This window comes from Kitasatospora sp. NPDC001527 (assembly GCF_040298605.1).
Lineage (GTDB): Bacteria > Actinomycetota > Actinomycetes > Streptomycetales > Streptomycetaceae > Kitasatospora.
The window spans coordinates 1-17,780 of record NZ_JBEPAM010000042.1; the positions used below are offsets into that span (position 1 = coordinate 1).

Below are 17,780 nucleotides of genomic sequence, written 5' to 3' on the forward strand. Positions count from 1 at the left end.
CCCCCCCCGCAGAAGTGGGAGCGGCACGGCCCTTCCGCTTTTCGGGGTGCTGCGCTCCGCCATTCACTCCCAAATTCGCCGTGGGCGTCTTTAGGAACCGCGACACAGAACCAGCGGTCCCGGTGGTGGGCTGCCCCGATATCTGATGCTCGAATGCAACACCATCGAGCGTCATACCCTGCCTCGGAAAGCCCTCCGAGGATTTCCGCGAGCCCACGGCGGGAAATCGCCGAAACGTTTTCCAGGAAGACGACTCGGGGTCGTAGTGTGCAAATCGCTTCAAGGACCGTGTACCAAAGCCCCGAACGCTCATCCTCCAGCCCCTTTCGGTGTCCGGCGTTGCTGATTCCCTGGCACGGGAAACCGGACGTGATTACGTCGACCTTGCCGATTAGCGAGGTCCAGTCGATCTGTGTGACATCGCCGAGGTTCGGCGCGTCGGGGTACCGCTCGGCGAGCACCGCACAGGCGCCCGGGTCGGTCTCTGCGACGTATCGCACCTGGTCAGACATGATGTGCTCGGCCACTACGCCGAGGGCGCCGACCCCGGCGCACAGCTCAAGGATTGGCATTCAGATCCCCTCCCAGAAGGGGCCCCGAGGAACTGCCTCGGGGCCCCAGCCGGCCTAGTTCTTCGGGTCCGCGAGAGCGTCGTTCCAGCTCTTGAGAACCCGGATTACCGGCTTGACATAGGAAACGTCCCGGCCTCGCTTAGTGGTGTACTCCACGCGCTCCAGCTCCAGCGAGCACAGGGCTTCGGTGCCGATTCGGTCGAGCGCGTTTTCCACCTCGTACAGCACTTCGGCGAGCTTCCATGAACCGGTCACGAACTTGAAAGTTCCGAGATCCGGGTCATCGGCGAGCCGGAAAGTAACGGAGACGGACGGCGAGGGGCCGCGCTTGGCCTTGGCAGCCGCCTTGCGGTCAACCATCAACTCCGGGCACCGGCAAGGCTTTCCCTTATCTTCCTCGGGGCTCAGGAAATCGACGCCGTCGCAGTGATGGATAAGAGCCGAGCCGTTCCAGAGCTTGAGGTCCGAGGAAATCGCCGCGGCGCCGTCGATGATGACGCGCACCTTAGCGGCGTCGGTGTCGACGATAATGAAATTTTCCTTGTCGGTGTCGGTCTCCTCCGGGGTTCCGCCGAGGAGCTGCGCGATAGCCTCGGCCACCTCGGGGTCACCAGTCGACACCCGCCACTCGTCAAGGGCGACGGGAAGGTTGTCGACCGACTTCCCGGAGTGGAAGCGGCCCACGGTGTCATCGCTGAACGTCGCCCGCGGCTTCGCGTCCGGGTCGGTCTCGAAGATGCGCATAGCCATACTGATATCCCCCTGATTTTGGGCGAGAAAAAAGGGGCGCGGCCCGATTGGCCTGCCCCTGAAATTGCGTCCTGCAGAATGGTCTATCGGGCTCGCCGCTCCGTGCCGGTCACCAGCCGGCGAGCCGACTTGGCGATAGCTCGGCCAAGCACGGTCCGGCTGGTCTCGCGGTCCCAGTCAAAAACGCGCCGCAGCGTGAGGAACACGGTGAGAATCTCGTCGTCGGTGCGGACCGGCTTGAAACTCCAGTCCTCTCCGGTGATGTGCAGCACGGCCCCGCCGTCAAAAGTCGGCATGGGCTCGGCGGTGCCGTCCGGGGAGATGATGAGATCGGCGTGCGAGTAGGCAGCCATCTGCAAAGCCACGTCCGGGTAAGTCGACTTCGAAGTCTTCCAGTCGACAATAAGAAGGTGCGGAACGCCGCTTCGGTCCGGAGTCGGCTTGCCCTCGGCGTCGAGCCAGACACGGAGGATCGCGTCAAACGATCCGGCGTACTCGTGAGTGCTCGACCAGGCGATATCTTCGGCGCGCACCAGCTCGGGGTTAACGGCCTTGAGGAAGTCGGCGAAACCGGCCTTGTAGGGCTCTAGGTCGGGGTGTACCCGGCCGACGAACTCGCCTCGCGCCATGCGCTCGAAAAGGTCGTGCGCATCGCTGCCCAGCTTCGCCCTGGCCTTCGTGTACCGCAGGTGAGCGTTTCGAACGTAGTCGATCGCGCCCTCGGGGTCCCGCTCGGCGATCGACTGTACGGCGGCAAGGCTGGTCACCGCTGTCTCGGCAGCCATGCGGGCCGCCCAATGGACCAAAAACGGCTTAGGAAGCATGGCAATGACCGAGGTCACGCCCGGGTATTTGATCGCGGTCTCTGAGTTCACGTACCACCGTGAGCCCCCGCGCTGAATGGTCCGGATGCGTCCGGCCATGTATTCCCCCTCGGTGTTGGGGGGTGGCGGGGTGACGCTGGTGAGGCGAAAACCAGGTTCTTCTATGTGCTCCCCGTCGAGAAAGAACCCAGATTCACCGTCTCCAGCGTCACCCGTCACCCCGCTGTCAGTCCTGCCAGACGGCGAGCGTGTCGACCCGCTGGTGAAGGTCGGCGAGCGAGCCGGAGTTGATCACGGTCACGTCGGCCTCGACCTGATCCAGTGCCGTTTCCGTGATGTGCTCGGCCTCGGGGCCGGCGAGCCCATCGACACCGGGCCGGACAACCCGGACCACCAGGGCGCCGCGCTCGCGCAGGGTTTGGAGTTCGTTGGCGTGCCGCACGTCCGTGATCACTACTGGGATGCTCCAGCGCTCGGCGACCGTCACCCGCTCCAGCGCGATGCGCAGCCAGTAGTCCGGGTCGTGCATGCGTACCGCGGTGCCGAGCCGCTGAAGACACCTCCGCACCTCGGGGTACGCCCCCTTGGCGACATCCCACCCGTGGCCTGCCACCAGGTCGGACAGTCGGAGGGGCATGGGGCCGTAGTCGGTCGGCTCGGTCGCCACTATCGGGTCTAGGTCGAGCGCAAGTTCCCGCAAAGGGTCGGCGAACGCCACCCGGACGAACGCATACCGCTGTGCGAGTCGGGCCCCGATGGCATCCTTACCGGCGCGTGCCTTGCCGAGCAGCGCCACATGCCTGTACGTCACTCGCCATCCACCTCGAACGGGAGGGCGAGCTGCGCGTCCGCCTGGCCGTCATCCTCGGCCGGAGCCGGCTGCGCCAGGGCCTCGGCCGTCTTCCGGTCCTCGACCCGCTGCACGGTCTCGCCGACGCCGAGAACAGCCGCCGCCAGGGCGAGTACCAGGGCAACCGGCAGGGACGGCACGTAATGCGCGACCAGGGCGAGCGCGGCGACAAACACGGCGTACAGGCGGGCGGGGTTGGACTTCGCGAAAGACATGGCTTCTCCTCTGTAGTAACTGTGTGTAGATGAGTTGAGCAGCTGCAGATCCGGTTACCGGCGCATGTTGGACACTCGGCTGCGACGCTGCGTGATCAGGCGGCGGGCACGCGGAGCGCATCCCACGTGGTCTTACCGGGCCAGCCATCCGCGTCCGAGCCGAAGAACCCTCGCTTGCGCTGCCACAGCGCGTACGACTTCCGGTCGGCCTCGGTCCACTGAGGGCCGGGGCCGGACGAATAGGCCGAGCACCCCTCGGCCACCAGCCGACGGCCCATGGCGGTGATGATCGGCGAGCGGGGGGCGTTCCGGAACCACGCGGCGCCCGGGAACGGGACGAACCCGCCAGACGGGGGGTTTCCCGAGTCGGCGGCCGGCTCCAGCTCGCCGGACTGCACCAGCAAGTACAGCGGCACGCCGGGACAGTCGGTTGCGTAGCCGTCCCGGTGTCCGCGGATCTCCCGGCCCGCGCCGTGGGCCCGCAGGTAGGCAATGGCGTCGCGGATGCCGTTGATCTGGTCGGCGGTCGGGCTGGTGTGGCCGCTGTCGCCGACGAACGCCAGCACAGCGAAGTGATCCCTGTTGAGCGCCGTATTCCCGTTTGCCGAGTTCTGCGCGTTGCGCCCGCGCCCCTCGAACACGAACCCGTGCTCACAGACACCCAGGTTGTAGGCGAAGTCGGCCCAGCCATTGCCGTCCATATGGTCTCGCTGAAGCTTGCGCATGTACGGCGCGCACGTGCTGTGGTCGCCCGTGCTGTACCTGGTGCCCAGGTAATGAACCTTGACGCCCCGGTTGGCAAGCACCGCCGGGTGGCCGTTACGCGGTGGACGTGCGCCCCACTCGGCGCGAGAGACGAACTGCACTGTTTCCCCCTGTCGTTGGCATGCAAGAGCCCCACCCGGTTCGGCCCGGACGGGGCTCGGATGTACTGAACTCGCTTCTGTTCCGCGCTACTTGGCGACCGCCTGAACGATGGCCACCAGGGCGCCACCTACCCCACTCAGTGCGGCGACCGGCAGCGCGTACCGCCATGACTCCAGACTGCGGAGCCGTGATTCGTGGTCGTCCAGCTCGGCCCGCACCCCCTCGGCCTGCTGACCGATGCTGCGCACCTCGGCCCGTAGGCCGATGACTTCGTCGTAGATTTCGCGAGCGCCGATCGACACCACGCCGAGGGCATCAGGCGGGGTCGGCTCCGGGGAGTGGGATACGGGCATTCGGGTCCACCTCCTCACGGCGCACGGTCACGCTCGCGCCGAGCGGCCGGTAGTCAACGCATCGGCGGAGCAAGGCGACCACGGCGGCTTCGGCAGCCCGCGTCAGCTCCTCGCCTGCCCGTGCGACGGCCGCAGCGTCCGGCGGCCCCGGGTCCCGGCCCGTCACGTACGTGACGACCGCTCGGACGTCCTCGGGCGGGACGATGATCGACAGGTCATACGCGTGCCCATCGGGCATGTGCTCTCCCCTCTGTCTAGTAGCCGGCAGGGGCGGGCGGCGTCGTCCATGCCCCGGCCGGGGTGGCTGCGGGTGCGGTGCTCGGCGGCACTCCCGTTGCGAGTCCGAGCATGACCGCCAGGGCGGGCGCGCCCGAGGCAATCCGGGCCTGCACCAGGACTCGGCGCCAAGGTCCGCGGGCGCCGTCGAGTCCGTGCCTCCACTCGACGCGGCACCAGCTCTGCCCCGCGGTGAGCGCGGCTGTGCCGGTCGTCCGGCCGGTGTCGACGTCGAACAGCCTTAGCTCCACCGAACCTGTTCCGGTCACCGTGGTCCGCAGGTCCGCCCGGATCACCGGGTGCGTGATTCCGCTGGTGTCGATCTGCGCAAGCGCACGCCACGTAGGTCCGCCGGACCAGTCAGCCGGGGCCATCGACAGTGGATCATCGCGTACGGTGCGCGGCGTACGCTCCAGGACTTCGATCCGGCGCCGCAAGTTGGCGAACTCTGCCGCCAGGCTATGGAGTTGCTGGGGTCCCCACATCGGCAAAGGCCTCCTCTGGCACCATGCGTACAGTCGTCTCCTCGCCCGTTCCGTCCGCCTTGATCTCGACTTCGGCAGCCATGTAGGTGCCGTCGACCAGGACGTGACCCGCAACAGCGGCGCGTACCTGCGCCTGGTGTCCCACCCGCAGGTCACCGGGACCGGGATAGGTGTCCGGATGAAGCCGGACGGCGGGGATGGTCACGGCTGCCGCCCCCGCGGAAATCAGCCGGCGGGCGTAGCCGGTGAGCGTGTCCGGCACGGTGACGTCCTGGTGCGACTCCACCACGGACAGCCGAGGGATTCGCCGGCTCGGATCGGTCTCGGCGGGCAGGTTGTACCACCAGCGCACCAGTTGGGTCTCCGCGTCGCCGGATCCGGTCACCGCGGCCTCGGTTGCCATGGCTGCGCCGTCCACCGTCAGGCTCGGAATTGTTGCGGTTGCCCCGTGTTCGAGTACGACGTCCGTGGGCTCGCCCCCGGGCGGGTAGAGGTGCACGGTGTTGGTGATCCGCCCACCGAGCCACCCGTAGTCGATCCGGAACCCGAAGCCGTCGGCCACCGCGCCGAGGGCTTCAACCGCCTGGCCGACACCCTTGCGCTCATGGGCGTAATACGTGCGGTCCCGCGGCACCCCCGTGACCTCGGAGCCGTCCCACCGCAGCGCAGCGGGGCCCGTGTTCCACGGGATCGACCCGGTGCCGTCCGCGTAGTCCTCGACCAGCCGACGCGCTATAAGGCCCTGGTCAAGCTGTGTGAACGTGACCGTCCTGGTGATCTGTCGGCGCCGGTAGTACTCCCACAGTCCGACCGCCGACAGGGTTACCCGGCCGGACTCCAGATCGACGGCGAACCCCAGCAGCGGGCCGCCCCAGATGACCTGTTGCCCGCGCTGGACATACAGCAGCGTCCGCCACGGCGTGAGCACCGACCACGGAAACGACACCAGATCAGTGACCAGGGTCGCTGCTCCAACACCGCTCGCCACCGACGTGCACCGCACCTCGGACACTGGCAGCTCGCCCCAGACGCCGCCCGTAGCGAACTCAACGAACAGAACTCGGTACTGCGCCACCTGCCACCCCTCACTCAGCGGGGAGTAGCAACAGACCGCCGTCGCTCTGCCATGAGTCGAACTGGGCCCAGCCGCCCTGACCGTAGAGATAGGCCACGACGGAAAGCGGCTGTCCGGCGGGTACGGTCACGTGCGCAACGCCCTGATGGACACCTGCTCCGTCGGAGTAGACCCGAGGCGATTCGTACTGCATCACCCCGGCCGAGCGGATCCAGACGGACGTCCAGCCGAGCCGGCCACCGCCCGGGCTGGCCCAGCGCATCTGATAGGCCAGCGTGCCGATTCGGGCGTACGGGACGGCGGGGCCCTCCCACCAGAGCATGCGCCCGTCACCACCGTCGGGGAAGTCGGCAGACCACCACCCAGTGCTTCCCTTGCCGGTGGCCGTGGGCATCAGGCTCGGCCGGTAGGTGAGCGGCCGGACGTCCGAGGCCGTACGCACATACATCCGGTCTTCGTCGGTGGCGTAGACCAGTCCGCCGCGGGATGTCGACGACGCTGCCGCGCTGACGCTCTGTCCCGGCGCGGTCCGCAGTGGAGCCAGCACGGTGGGATCCCCCTGCCCCGACCACCGCATGTCTTCGATGTCCGCGGCAGTCAGCGACGTTGCCCCGCGTCGCACCCGCACCCGGGCCAGCAGTAGGTAGGAGTCGAACGGGACTGGGGGCACCGCGCCGCCCTCGATGCCCTGTACGACGTCCACCGCCCATCCCGCCGCCAGCGTGCCGGGCACGTAGCCACTCAGCGGCACCTCGGCGAACGGGGTTGCGTCGGTGTCTGCGGCCAGGCGGGTCACGATGAGGTCTGTTCGGTCACCGGTCGGCGATGACGGCGCCAACGGGAACTCGACGCCGGGAGTGGGCAACTCGACCAGCGCGGCATGCCGCTCCACCCGGACTCCGGACCGTGTGACCGGGATCCACGCTCGCCCGCCAGCGACAGCCACGCGCGCCGAGCTGCCCGAGACGGCGGTCACGGCGAACCCGCGCCCGTCCGCCCCCGGCATAACCCCGACGTTTACGCCCCGCAGGTCCGCCAGCGATCCCCGTGCGTCGATCGCGTCATACTCGCCTTTGGGCAGCCAGATCGGCGCCCGCAGTCCTGCCATAGTTCCCCCCTTTTCACAGCCATGCGTCACGCCAACTCACGTATGCCACAACGGCGTTCGACCCGGACATGTCGTTGACCACCCACCGGTTCGCTCCCGGCCGCAGGGGGAACCACACTGACTCCGGGGCTCGCGACCCGTAGCGGTCAGCGCCATTCAGCCGCACCGTGCGCGCCCCTGTGTCGACCACCAGCGATTCGCCGGCCGGGATGTCCAGATCGATCACCAGCCGCTCACCCGCCCGGTTGGTGATCACCGGGTGGGCGAGCGGTCCCGGAAGCGTGATCACGGGCCAGACGTCCTCTGTCCCGCGCACCACCAGGTCCGCCGCAGCCGAGTCACCCGTAGGACGGACGAACCGGAACGGAAACCGGAGAGGAAACAGGCGGCCCCAGCCGCGCGGCGGATCCGGCCGGACTTCCCCGGTCGACACCTGGTCCGCATAGAGGTACGGATCAGCCGCCTGCAACTCCACATCAATCCGGACGGCACCCGCGATGTGCAGTGCGTCCAGCGGAGTGCCACGTTCGCCGACCCGCACGGCTGCGCGGGCCGCACCGCCAGCCACCCCCGGCACGGCGAATCGCAGCACCGTGTCAGCGTTGGGCCGGAGCACCGCCAGCAGACGGGCCCGGGTCTCCGGGCTGTCCAGCACGGTCATCCGCAGCGTGATGCTGCGCCCGCCGAGCCGGTCGTCCCCGAGCCGCATGCCGTCCCGGCCGATCCGGGTTGTGCGTACGGTCCGCAGGTCCGGGCTGTCGAGAATGCCGTCCGGTTCGTGCAGGACCACGGCCGAGGCCCCGCCGAGCAGAACCCCGCCGAGTTCCATCGTCCATGGCTCCGCGGCGTAGGTCGGAGCCGCCAACTACACCACCCCCATTCGCAGTTGCCACGCCACCTGTCGCGCGATGTCGTACGGGTTCGCCTCGGTGCGGGCGTTGACCGTGACCGACGGCCCCGCCGAGCTGGTCGCCGCGGAGCCGGCCGGGGCCAGCACCGGGACGGGCACTCGAACGGCCGGGACGGTCACCAGGGCCCGGAGTCGCGCGGTCAACTCGGGCTCGCCCTGGTCGACGCCCTCGGCGATGCCCGCAGGGATCCAGCGACCGACACGGGCCGCCATCACGCGGGAGGGCGAGCTGATCCCCAGCGCGGACGCGATAGGCCCCGGAATGATCTTCAGAGCCCACGATTTGAGCTGATCGGTCAGCCAGGATCCCATGGACTGGATTCCGTCAAGCAGGCCGCGCGCGACATCTTTGCCTTTCTCGGACAAAAGGCTGCGAAGATTACCTATCGAATCCATCACTTTTATCCCGATGCCACCGACCCAGGTGACGAACTCGCCCAACTTTCCGATCGAGTTCGACACGAACTCGGTCACCGGGCGGCCCGCATCTCGAACAGAAGTAGCAAAGCGACCAAAAAAACCGATCAGGCTTCCTATCCAGTCGATCGCCAGGCCTACCGCCGAGAAAATCCCGGAGAACACGGGGCCTGCCAGACGAACCAGCACCGGGATCGTGGTTCCCAAGATGTCGGCCGCCAGGCGGCCAAGCCAGGACAAGACAGATGATACGACCGAGATCACAGGCTGTGCTTTGTCTACGAACTCAGAAAGCTTTCCACTAACCGACTGAAAGGCAGGGACAACTCGCTGAGAAACGAACTCTGACAGCGCCGCAAAAATCGGCCGCAAGTTCTCGGATATCGCCTGGTAGACCGACATGGCAGCCGGCCAGACGGTGCCGGTAAGAATCGACGCGAGCCGGGTTACGACCGGAATCACGGCCCCGGCGGCAGTGCTCCACAGTTCCAGCAGCGTCGGAACGAGGAACCCCGAGATCACTTCCCAGACAGTGCGCGCCACCAGTCCGGCCCGCTCCAGCGCGCCGGCAAAGCCTGACGCCTGTACGGCGGACCCGCCCGCAGTGAACGCGGCTGCAAACCCTTGGACACCGCCAACGGCGGAGTCGAAGACCGTCCGGACCGTGGCGCCCGCCGTGATGATCGGGTTGATCCACGCCGTAGGCAGGTTGACATCCGCACCCTCGCCCGTGAACGCCCCGATAAAAAGCCGGACCGAATCCGAGGCGGCCTGTAGCGGCGGGCCCAGGGCGGTTCCCACAAAGCTGGCGAACCTCTCCAGCACCGGAAGCACACGGTCTCCGATGAAATTCGTCAGCCCGACCTCAAGCCCCCGCTTGAACGCCTCGATCTTTGCACCCGCGTTGTCGTGCAGCGCTGTGCCCATTTTCTCGGCAGCGCCCGCGGTGTCACCCAGGGCCTTGACTGCGGTATTTGTGTCAAGCGCGTAGAGCGCCTGTCCCAAATCCTCGCTCTTCGTACCGAAAAGCCCGACGGATGCAGCCGACTTTTCGGCTGGATCCTTTATTGCCTTGAGGCCGTCAAGTACCTGTTGTAGGCCCTCGCGCGCACCAGGACCGCCCGCAGCAATTTTGCGGGTCATCTCCTCGGCATTAAGGCCGATCGCTTTATAGGCCTCGGCGCTGGACTTTGACCCGTCGGTGGCCCGGATCTGAAATTCCTTGAGCGCGTCGGCGACCGTGTCGGTGTCGCGCGCACCCGCCTGCATACCCTGAGACATGAGCCCCATGGCATCAGTGGCAGAAAGGCCTAGATCACGAAACTTGGTACTGTATTCGTTGAAGGTATCGGCCATGTCATCGGCCCGAGGGCCCATGACTTGCATTCCCCTGGTGAGAATGTCTAGGGCTTCTGTGCCGTCTTTGGCCAAACCGTTTTTGAGCATTTGGCCGACCGCGTTACTGGTCTGGCCTAGGTCCAGCTCAAAAGTGCTGGAAAGGTCCGTCACCTTTTGAGTGATGGACTCAATTTGTGCATTGGTTGCTTCCGGGGGAAGGATGCCTGACCGCATCACCCCGGATATCGCCTGTGCGGCCTCCTCGACATTCTCTGTGACACCGTGCGCATAAAGCTGTCCGGCAGCTTTACCGTACCGGGATGCTTCCTCGGGCGTATTTCCTAGAGAAGCTTGGATCTTGCCGTTGATAGCGCCCTGATCAAGAGCATCGGAGAATCCCTTTACTAGGACTGCCGCGGCTGCCAGGCCGACCGTCAGCAGAGATCCCTTGAGAAAGCCGCCAAGCTTTCCCGTGAAGCCCTCGCCGGCCGCCGCGCCGCCTGCCTGTCCCGCGGCATCGCCAGCCTGCGCCGTAGGCCCTGTGACCTGCTGCTCTAGCTCTCGGCCGAACCCTTCGACTTCGGGAACGATGCTGAGATAGCCCATTCCGACTTCAACAGCCATCAGCCACCCCCGGCGGCCGGCTGGAATCGCGACAGATACGCGGCGACTTCCTGCGGGCTGCGCTTAGTCGTACCGATCCGACCAGCCGCCTTGACGCCAGGGCGGGGAATCGGGTCGGGTCGCCGGCTCGGGCTCTTGCTCCCAGCGTTGCCGCGCTGCCAATTCGCCTCGGAAAGCCGGTCGTGAACGGCCGCGAGTAGCTGGGTTTCGAGCGTCCACCCGGCGTCGGGGCCGGCCAGTGATCGGGCCAATGCGGAATCCGGCGGCAGGCCCGTGATAAGCGCCCTGAGGCGGCGCCACGTCAGCCCGGACCCGGGCCGCCAGAGGTCCCGAATATCGGTCCCGTAGTACCTCTGGAAATCGGCTTCTATCGCCTCGCCGTGCTCGGTCAGGAACTCGGCGAGACCTCGGATTCCCCCGGCGTCACGCCCTGGTGGTGCTGCCAGCGCCGGAACAGCTCACCGACCGCCGAGAGTGGCACGGGGAGCGCGTCAAATTCCACCCACTGGTCGCCGAGGCCAGCCTGTAGCAGCGCGATGATATCGGTGGCGGACGGGTTGTCGACGTTCACCGCGGCCAGTATGGACTTATCCAGATCGCCGGCTGCTGGGAGGACGAAGGTCTTCCCGTCCAGTAGGAAGCGGAAGGGCTCGCGGGCGGCTTCGGCCATCCACGCATTGAGATCGAAAGCATCACTCAAGGGGGCTACCTCACAATCTTGCAGGAACGTTTCTGCGGCAGGGGCAAAAAGGCTTACGGCTCCGGGGATGACAGCCACGCGGGGTCGTCGGAGAACTTCACGCACACCGTGCCGTCGGCAGCCGGGTATGCCGTGATGGTGAGTTCGTAGGCCAGGGCTTCGTCCCCCTTGTAAACCAGGTCTCCGACCTCGGTCACTTCGCCGTCGGGGACTACGATTCGGATGTGCGAGGCCCCGTCGATAACATCGAACCCAAACAGCCGGCGATCCGGCCCCGGCGCCTTGACGGCAAGCACCGCCTTACCGCTGGTGCCCGTGACCTTCGACCCCTTGTGGTACAGCTCAAGGGTCGTCCTGGAAGTCTCGATAGCAGTGAACTTGAACGTCATTTCCGAGGAACTGACGACCTTTCGGACCGTAGCCCCGCCCTGCCAAGCCTTGATCTCGGTAACGTCGGCAGAGTTGGACTCGGTGATTCCGTCATCACTGATCCAACCGATATCGACCGCACCATCCGGCCATGGCGACGTTGCGTCGGTCGGCGCGGTCGATCCCTTCGGTGCGGTGTACGCGGCGCCGGTGATGGCCACGCGCACCTGATTTGCGTTGAGCGTCATTCATCCCCCTTGAGAAGATTCATCGCGGGAAGCACCCGGCCCCGCATGTGGATTTCGACAGCAAAGGCATAGCGGGGCTTCCCGGACTCGTCGTCGGGCATCCACATGAGCCCACCGACCTCGGTAAGCCGATACACCGTGACTTCGTCTCGGACGCCCGGGATCGAGTCGAGCAGCGCGCGCGCCAGGGCGGCAAGATCGTGCGCCGCGGATTCGCTCTCGGCCCATGCGTGGATATCGAGCCGGGGCCGGTCAGAAACGACCGTCGCCCTGGTGCCCCCGACCCGCTCGACCCGGACGAACTCCGGCGGGCGGACCGAGGGAACTCGGGAGACAACCAGCACAGGGTGCCCGACGACGGCAAGTGCCTGCCGCAGGTACCCAGTCACCACGGCAACCGCATCCGGCATCAGGATCACGGGCCTAGTCATCGGCGCCGTCCAGCCCGCGGAGCAGATCCCGCCGGGAACCCTCGCGCCCGCCCGAGTTCTCGAAGTCGTAATTTCCCATGACTGCGCTTCGGATTCGGATCCGACCCGTTTCCTGGTCGGTCTTGTAGATACCGCCGCCCGCGCCCGCCGAGGCAGCAATACGACGCGCGATACGGGCGAGTTCGCTGCCTACCTCGGGCAGCTTCATAAGGCTGCGGATCCCGAGTTTGTTGGGCCTGAACTTCTTCAACCCGGTCATCCGACCACCTCCATGAGCCGCACTTCGGTGTGGTGGTGCCCGCCGAGCTGGTACCGGGCGGGCTCGCCGTCGACCTCCAACAGCCGGCCGAGGGCGGTCACCCGATCCCCCGGCTGTAGGTCGACGTCGTTTCCGTGGCGGGTGATCAGTCGCCACCCGGTGACGACCACGGGCCGATCACCAACGGCCTCGGTCGACTCCTGCGGCACGACTTCGACCCGAGGCACAGTCGTACTGATCGCCCGGGACCAGTCGCGCTCCGCGGTGGTGTTGCCATAGCGGTCAACCACGAACGGCGCGCGGTGAGTTACTACGGTCTGCCGGTAGCGGAGCGTCATTCGAGATCCACCACGGCGACCCGGCGCCGATAGCGGGCGAGCTGGTCGCGCTCGATCTCGGCGAGGCTGGCCCCGATGGTCTCCGAGGCATAAGTGACGCTCACCCCGCCCACGGCTTCCTGCCGCAAGTCCTGGGGGTTGTTGATGATCCGGGCCGCGAGGGTAAGCACGACCGCGAGCACGTCGCCCGGTACTGCGCCGTATCCCGAGGTGTAGGTGACCAGAGCTGGGGTGTATGGGTACCGCATCACTCGGAGTCGGTCACCGACCAGCAGCCAGCCCGAGGGCTCAACCGTCCCGCCGGCTACGGTCACGGCGTCGACCGAGACAACCGGCCGCAGCGGCAGGCGGATCACGCCGTCCCGCGGAGTGAACATGGCGGTGGTCGAGCGGCGGGTGAAGTCCGACCGGGCCTCGGTGCGTACGATCCGGCTCGCCACGTCGAGCACCAGGGCGGCACCCTCGGGCAACTCGGCCGGAGTTCGCTGCATCCACGCCGAGAGCTGGTCGACGGTCGCGAGCGGGGGCAGGTTCGTCACGGCGTCCCCCTCGGCTGATCGTCGGTGATGATCTGTGCACCGCACTCCAGACACCGCGTGACGGTCCGGGCCGGTCCGTCCGAACCGGGCACCGGAAAGCGCTCGATTCGGACGGACGACGGGCAGGAATCCGCGTGCGGAATTCGAGAGAGCGGCGCCGCAGCGCGCTTACGCGGCGGCATTCCGTCCCCCTTACTTGTTGAGCACGCCGTTAAGGCGGGCCGCAGCCTGGCCACCGAACAGGGCGAGACCACAGAAGAACTCGATCCGGGTCCGGTAAGCGGGCTTAGAGTCCAGCTCGCCGAGATCCCGAACGGTAACCCCGCCATTGGTGAGGCCGGTCACGGCCTTGTCGCCTTCGGAGCGGCCGAACTTGACCGCGTAAATGGAACTCGCGTCAGTGGCGGTGCCCTGCGTCTCAGTGGTCGGCAGGATATCGACGCCCGCGGCGGTCTGGCCCGGGTCGAGTAGCGGAATACCGTTGTAGGTCGCCACGATCTTGCCGGTAAGGGCCTCGCGCACCATCTCGTAACCGCCGAGCCGGCGAGCCGAGGAAGCGATACGGGCGATGATCTTACGGTTGGCGTACAGGGCGCCGTTCGACCCGTTCAGGCCCGGGACCTGTGCAATCAGTGCGTCAAGCGCGTCGAAGAAGTCGTGACCGCCGAGAATCGGACCGAGTCCGTTGGTGCCCGCGGAAATAACCTGCGCTCCGGTGAGACGCTTTCGCAGACCGTCGAATCCCTTGGGGTCCACGGTAACGTCACCGTTGAAGAACGCATCCTGAAACTTGTAGCTCGCAGCCTTGACCTTGAGCGTTTCCTGAATGGCTCGCTGATCGTTCAGGTCGCCACGGGTCTTCGCAATGAAGGTGTCCACGTCGGCGTCACCACCGAGGATTACCAGACTCTCGGTCTTCTGGTTGACGGTACCGGTCGACTCGCTGTAGCTGTCGTTTACGGCGCGGAACTCCACGCCCGGAAGCGTCGCCTCAAGATTGTATGCGTAGGCGTTTCCCTCAATGGTCATGAGGGGCAGGCGGTCGAGAATTGGAGACTCCTGAACGAAAGTCTCGACCACGCCGCGCTGAAGGTCGGTCTTGCTCAGCTTCGCAGCCTCGGCAAGGGTAAGAGCCATTTAGATTTCCCCCTGATTTTGGGCATGAAAAAGGGGCCTCGCTCGCCAAGCGGTGCCCCAACTGGTCGAGTGTGCTTGCTAGTTGCTGCGCTGGACCCGGCGCAGACGCTCGTACGGGCTCGCGGGCTCGGCCTCGGCGGACGTACGCGGACCGGCGCCCACGTCGCCCCACTTCGAGGCGTCGCCGCTGTCGGCCGCAAGGTAGGGCTTGGACTCAATGAGCTTGTCCAGAGCGGCAGTTACGGCCGCCTGGTCCACCGTGCCGTTCTGGCCGGCGAGGGCGGACAGGTCGACCAGGGCGAGGGCGTCGGCCGGGTCGCGGAGCCGTCCAGCGGCAGCCGCGCGCACCTCGGCCCGCACCAGCTCGGCGGCGAACTCCTGCCGGATCTCGGCCTTGATCGCGTCAAGGTCGGTGCCCTTGGTCGCAGCGTTCGAACGGCGGAGTCGGGCGGCCTCGGCCTCGGCCTCGGTGGCACGCTTCTCGGCAGCCTCGCGGGCGGACTCCGCAGCGGCAAGCGCGGCGCCCTGATCGCCGGACTTCGGGTCCTGGTCGCCCTTAGGGGCCGGGTTGCCGCCGGTCTTCGCCGGGTCCTGATCAGCCGGGTTCGGGTCGCCAGCCGGACCGGTCGGGTTCGGGTTCGGGTTCGGGTTCGGGTTCGGATCGTTAGGCATGGTGCTCCCCCTTAGAAGATGTATCCGTGCTTGCGAAGCAAGTTGACTTGCTGGTCTCGGGTCTTCGCGCGCCGGAAGATCTCCTCCGGCATCATGCGCGTCTCGGTACGGCGGGCGTATCGGCTTCCGTCGACCCGCTGCGCGTCGCCGAGGTTCCGGCCACCGAGCCCACGCCGCGTGGTCGACTCCGAGGTGATCGACACCGTTCCCCGGGTAGTGGTGACCGTCTGCATCCCCCGGCGCGCGTTCACCACCGACGCCACATCGGCACCGTTCTCTATCGCCGTAACGGCCGCACCCCCAAACGCCCTGCGCCGCTGCTCCGGGGTCATCCGGTCGAACAGGCCCTTAGGGTCGACGGGTTGGCGCTTCGTGGTGTCGGCAAGCGGTTCCATGCCGCAGTCACATTTCGGATGCCGGGCGAACCCCGTTGAATGGCTGTACTGGCGACCGGCGAGCACGACGCACCGTGCGCACGCCGGAGCGTGGACCACTCGCACGTATCCCTGACAGCGAGGGTGCGCGGTCATGGCTACCGAAGTCGCCGCCCTGGCGGTGTCGGTCACCGTCGTACTTACGAGAAGCGCCATCTGTGCGAGGCCCCGCGCGGCAGCAACCTCTGCTGTCTCGCCGACTGCCAGGGCGCGCGCGCTGGTGATGGCCGGCACATAGAGCATGGTCGCGAGTGGGCGCCCGTCCATCGCCATGCCCGCCAGGCCGCCGGGATCGAGCACGCCGAGCGGAGCCGCCATTGCCCCTTGCGCCAGCATCGCCGCGGTGACGAAGCTCTGCGCGCCCTCGGCCACTGAGAGTTGACCCGCAACCACCGCGCGGAGGATTGCGGCCCCCTCCTCGCCTTGCATCGCAGCGAGGATCCGGTCCGGTGTGACGCCCCGCCAAATCCCCTGTACGGCCTCGACAACGCCCCGGGAAATCATCTGTACCTCTCGGTACCGAACGTCCGCCAAAGTGGCACTGTCGACCATCACGCGGCCTCGGGGATCGGCTCCGCGCCGGGTTCCTCGGCAGGGTCCGGCTTAGGGCCGAACATTCCGGCAAGGTTGCCGCCGAGGATTGCCGCGGCCTGGTCGTCGCGCATCGTTTTCCACCGCGCGATTTCCTCCGGAGTCACGCCGGGGATTCGCTCCCACAGTGCCTCATCCGGAACATTGATGCTCTTGAGCTTCGTCAAGGCGTCCGCGTACTGCGCGTCAGATCGGAATTGCGGATCTCTCCAGATCACGTCACCGAGGCGGAGCGCTTCCGCTCGCTTCGGTTCGCCGGCCGCGAGGGCTTCAATCCTCATGATCTCGCGCAGAGCAGCACCGGTATAGCGGTGCCTCTCGCGGACCTTAGCAACTAGTCCGGCTTCGTTCTGCGCGAGCCCGTCAACGCCAACATTGATCAGCCGACCCACCAGGTAATGACCTGGGGTGCGCGTCTGCGCGGCGATGTGGTCGACCAGCTCGCGGATAAGCTCGATGAACCCCGAGAGCGGAGCGGCCGAGAATTCGGCGATGCTTGCCCCGGGCTTCTCCAGCCAGAGCAGCCGGTCACTTCGAAACTTGGCAATCGGTTCGTCTTCCTCGCCGACGACTTCGCCCGTCTCCGGGTCAAGGATCTCCCTTACCGGACGGTCCATCCCGAGCACGGCACGGGCGGGCAGGGCAACGGAATCCGCAGCGGTGAGAACGTGAGCCCACAGTGCATTGACGGCATTCTGCAATGGGATGACGTTGTGAATCTCGGAGACCGGCGGCGCGAGTAGCCGAGTCCGGTTCGGAATCTCGACCAGCGGCACCAGCCCGAGCGGGTTCCGGAAGTGCGCGGATTCGGACCGCAGCAGCCCCGAGGTTCGGTCCGTCCATTCGCCGCCGTTCACGTGCCGCTGATAGCGGTACACCATGTCCGGCAGAAACAGCGTTGCGAACTCGGTATCCCCGTCCCGCCAGACCTTGAGCCCCGCGGCGCGAACCCGTCGACGGCCCGGGACGTACTCCACGATGGCCTGTGCCTCGGGCTCGAAGGTTATTTCTGTGGTGACGCCGTCGGGCTTCCATACCAGCGCGTAGCAGCGGGCAGAGACCAGGCTCTCAAGCATTGAGAGACCGATCTCAACATCGCATTCACTCATCTTCCACGCTCGGCCGGCTGCCTTATCGACCGTGCCGTCTTCGAGTCGGAAGCCCATCGGGCTCATTCGCTCGATCATGGCGTTAGGGACGACCGAGCACCAGTTATCCGAGAAGCCGTCGAACAAGCCGCCAGTCTGCGCGCGGAACTCGGGACTTGCGAACTTGAGCGGGTGTCGCCCGTCGTAGTAGTCGCCCCAAAGCTGAGCCTTGATCTTGCGTTTCTCAAGCTTGCGCCGCAGGCGGGTAGTCATCTGTAGCGGCGATTCGGCCACACGCACCCCCTCGGGC

Annotated in this window: 22 protein-coding genes; all 22 read right to left on the minus strand. The window is 66.6% G+C overall.

Annotated elements, in window-relative coordinates; genetic code table 11:
- The coding region (locus ABT238_RS29325) for a DNA cytosine methyltransferase (RefSeq protein ID WP_350799905.1) at positions 1-572 on the minus strand (572 nt) is incomplete at its 3' end.
- Positions 573-626: 54 nt separating this feature from the next.
- The gene (locus ABT238_RS29330) at positions 627-1,316 is read right to left on the minus strand and encodes a recombination directionality factor (RefSeq protein ID WP_350799914.1); all 690 of its coding nucleotides are present in this window, start codon (positions 1,314-1,316) and stop codon (positions 627-629) included.
- Between the two features lie 89 nt (positions 1,317-1,405).
- A complete protein-coding gene (locus ABT238_RS29335) occupies positions 1,406-2,245 on the minus strand; it encodes a hypothetical protein (protein ID WP_350799924.1) in 840 nt (279 codons plus the stop codon).
- 127 nt (positions 2,246-2,372) lie between these two features.
- The gene (locus tag ABT238_RS29340; RefSeq protein ID WP_350799931.1) at positions 2,373-2,957 is read right to left on the minus strand and encodes a deoxynucleotide monophosphate kinase family protein; all 585 of its coding nucleotides are present in this window, start codon (positions 2,955-2,957) and stop codon (positions 2,373-2,375) included.
- Positions 2,954-3,211, minus strand: a complete 258-nt coding sequence (locus ABT238_RS29345) for a hypothetical protein (protein ID WP_350799941.1) — start codon at positions 3,209-3,211, stop codon at positions 2,954-2,956. Before ABT238_RS29345 ends, ABT238_RS29340 begins: the two co-directional genes overlap by 4 nt.
- A gap of 95 nt (positions 3,212-3,306) precedes the next feature.
- Positions 3,307-4,077, minus strand: a complete 771-nt coding sequence (locus ABT238_RS29350) for a peptidoglycan-binding protein (RefSeq protein ID WP_350799959.1) — start codon at positions 4,075-4,077, stop codon at positions 3,307-3,309.
- 87 nt (positions 4,078-4,164) lie between these two features.
- Positions 4,165-4,383 (minus strand): hypothetical protein, encoded by a 219-nt coding sequence (locus tag ABT238_RS29355; protein ID WP_350799965.1) that lies wholly within the window; start codon positions 4,381-4,383, stop codon positions 4,165-4,167.
- A gap of 10 nt (positions 4,384-4,393) precedes the next feature.
- A complete protein-coding gene (locus ABT238_RS29360; RefSeq protein ID WP_350799972.1) occupies positions 4,394-4,669 on the minus strand; it encodes a hypothetical protein in 276 nt (91 codons plus the stop codon).
- A 497-nt stretch (positions 4,670-5,166) separates the two neighbouring features.
- Positions 5,167-6,267, minus strand: a complete 1,101-nt coding sequence (locus ABT238_RS29365; protein ID WP_350799978.1) for a phage tail family protein — start codon at positions 6,265-6,267, stop codon at positions 5,167-5,169.
- A 10-nt stretch (positions 6,268-6,277) separates the two neighbouring features.
- Positions 6,278-7,375, minus strand: a complete 1,098-nt coding sequence (locus tag ABT238_RS29370; protein ID WP_350799985.1) for a hypothetical protein — start codon at positions 7,373-7,375, stop codon at positions 6,278-6,280.
- Positions 7,376-7,388: 13 nt separating this feature from the next.
- Positions 7,389-8,204, minus strand: a complete 816-nt coding sequence (locus ABT238_RS29375) for a phage distal tail protein (RefSeq protein WP_350799994.1) — start codon at positions 8,202-8,204, stop codon at positions 7,389-7,391.
- Between the two features lie 36 nt (positions 8,205-8,240).
- Complete coding sequence (locus ABT238_RS29380; RefSeq protein ID WP_350800004.1) at positions 8,241-10,664, minus strand: phage tail tape measure protein; 2,424 nt, start codon at positions 10,662-10,664, stop codon at positions 8,241-8,243.
- Positions 10,665-11,052: 388 nt separating this feature from the next.
- A complete protein-coding gene (locus tag ABT238_RS29385; RefSeq protein WP_350800009.1) occupies positions 11,053-11,364 on the minus strand; it encodes a hypothetical protein in 312 nt (103 codons plus the stop codon).
- A 53-nt stretch (positions 11,365-11,417) separates the two neighbouring features.
- Positions 11,418-11,981, minus strand: a complete 564-nt coding sequence (locus ABT238_RS29390; protein WP_350800014.1) for a phage tail tube protein — start codon at positions 11,979-11,981, stop codon at positions 11,418-11,420.
- Complete coding sequence (locus ABT238_RS29395) at positions 11,978-12,391, minus strand: hypothetical protein (protein WP_350800454.1); 414 nt, start codon at positions 12,389-12,391, stop codon at positions 11,978-11,980. The genes ABT238_RS29390 and ABT238_RS29395 overlap by 4 nt, the downstream gene beginning before the upstream one ends.
- 13 nt (positions 12,392-12,404) lie before the next feature.
- Positions 12,405-12,671 (minus strand): hypothetical protein, encoded by a 267-nt coding sequence (locus ABT238_RS29400; protein ID WP_350800020.1) that lies wholly within the window; start codon positions 12,669-12,671, stop codon positions 12,405-12,407.
- Entirely contained in the window at positions 12,668-13,009 is a 342-nt protein-coding gene (locus ABT238_RS29405; RefSeq protein WP_350800026.1) for a hypothetical protein, read from the minus strand. Before ABT238_RS29405 ends, ABT238_RS29400 begins: the two co-directional genes overlap by 4 nt.
- Positions 13,006-13,548: a hypothetical protein gene (locus ABT238_RS29410; RefSeq protein WP_350800033.1), complete on the minus strand. Its 543-nt coding sequence runs from the start codon at positions 13,546-13,548 to the stop codon at positions 13,006-13,008. Before ABT238_RS29410 ends, ABT238_RS29405 begins: the two co-directional genes overlap by 4 nt.
- 192 nt (positions 13,549-13,740) lie before the next feature.
- Positions 13,741-14,685 carry a major capsid protein gene (locus ABT238_RS29415; protein ID WP_350800042.1) on the minus strand — a complete coding sequence of 315 codons (945 nt, stop codon included), beginning with the start codon at positions 14,683-14,685 and terminating at the stop codon, positions 13,741-13,743.
- A 78-nt stretch (positions 14,686-14,763) separates the two neighbouring features.
- Positions 14,764-15,357: a hypothetical protein gene (locus ABT238_RS29420; RefSeq protein ID WP_350800048.1), complete on the minus strand. Its 594-nt coding sequence runs from the start codon at positions 15,355-15,357 to the stop codon at positions 14,764-14,766.
- Between the two features lie 11 nt (positions 15,358-15,368).
- Positions 15,369-16,220, minus strand: coding sequence for a VG15 protein (locus ABT238_RS29425; protein ID WP_350800056.1), 852 nt, complete (start codon positions 16,218-16,220; stop codon positions 15,369-15,371).
- Between the two features lie 122 nt (positions 16,221-16,342).
- On the minus strand, positions 16,343-17,764 hold the full coding sequence (locus ABT238_RS29430) for a phage portal protein (RefSeq protein WP_350800074.1): 1,422 nt from the start codon (positions 17,762-17,764) through the stop codon (positions 16,343-16,345).
- Between the last annotated feature and the right edge of the window lie 16 nt (positions 17,765-17,780).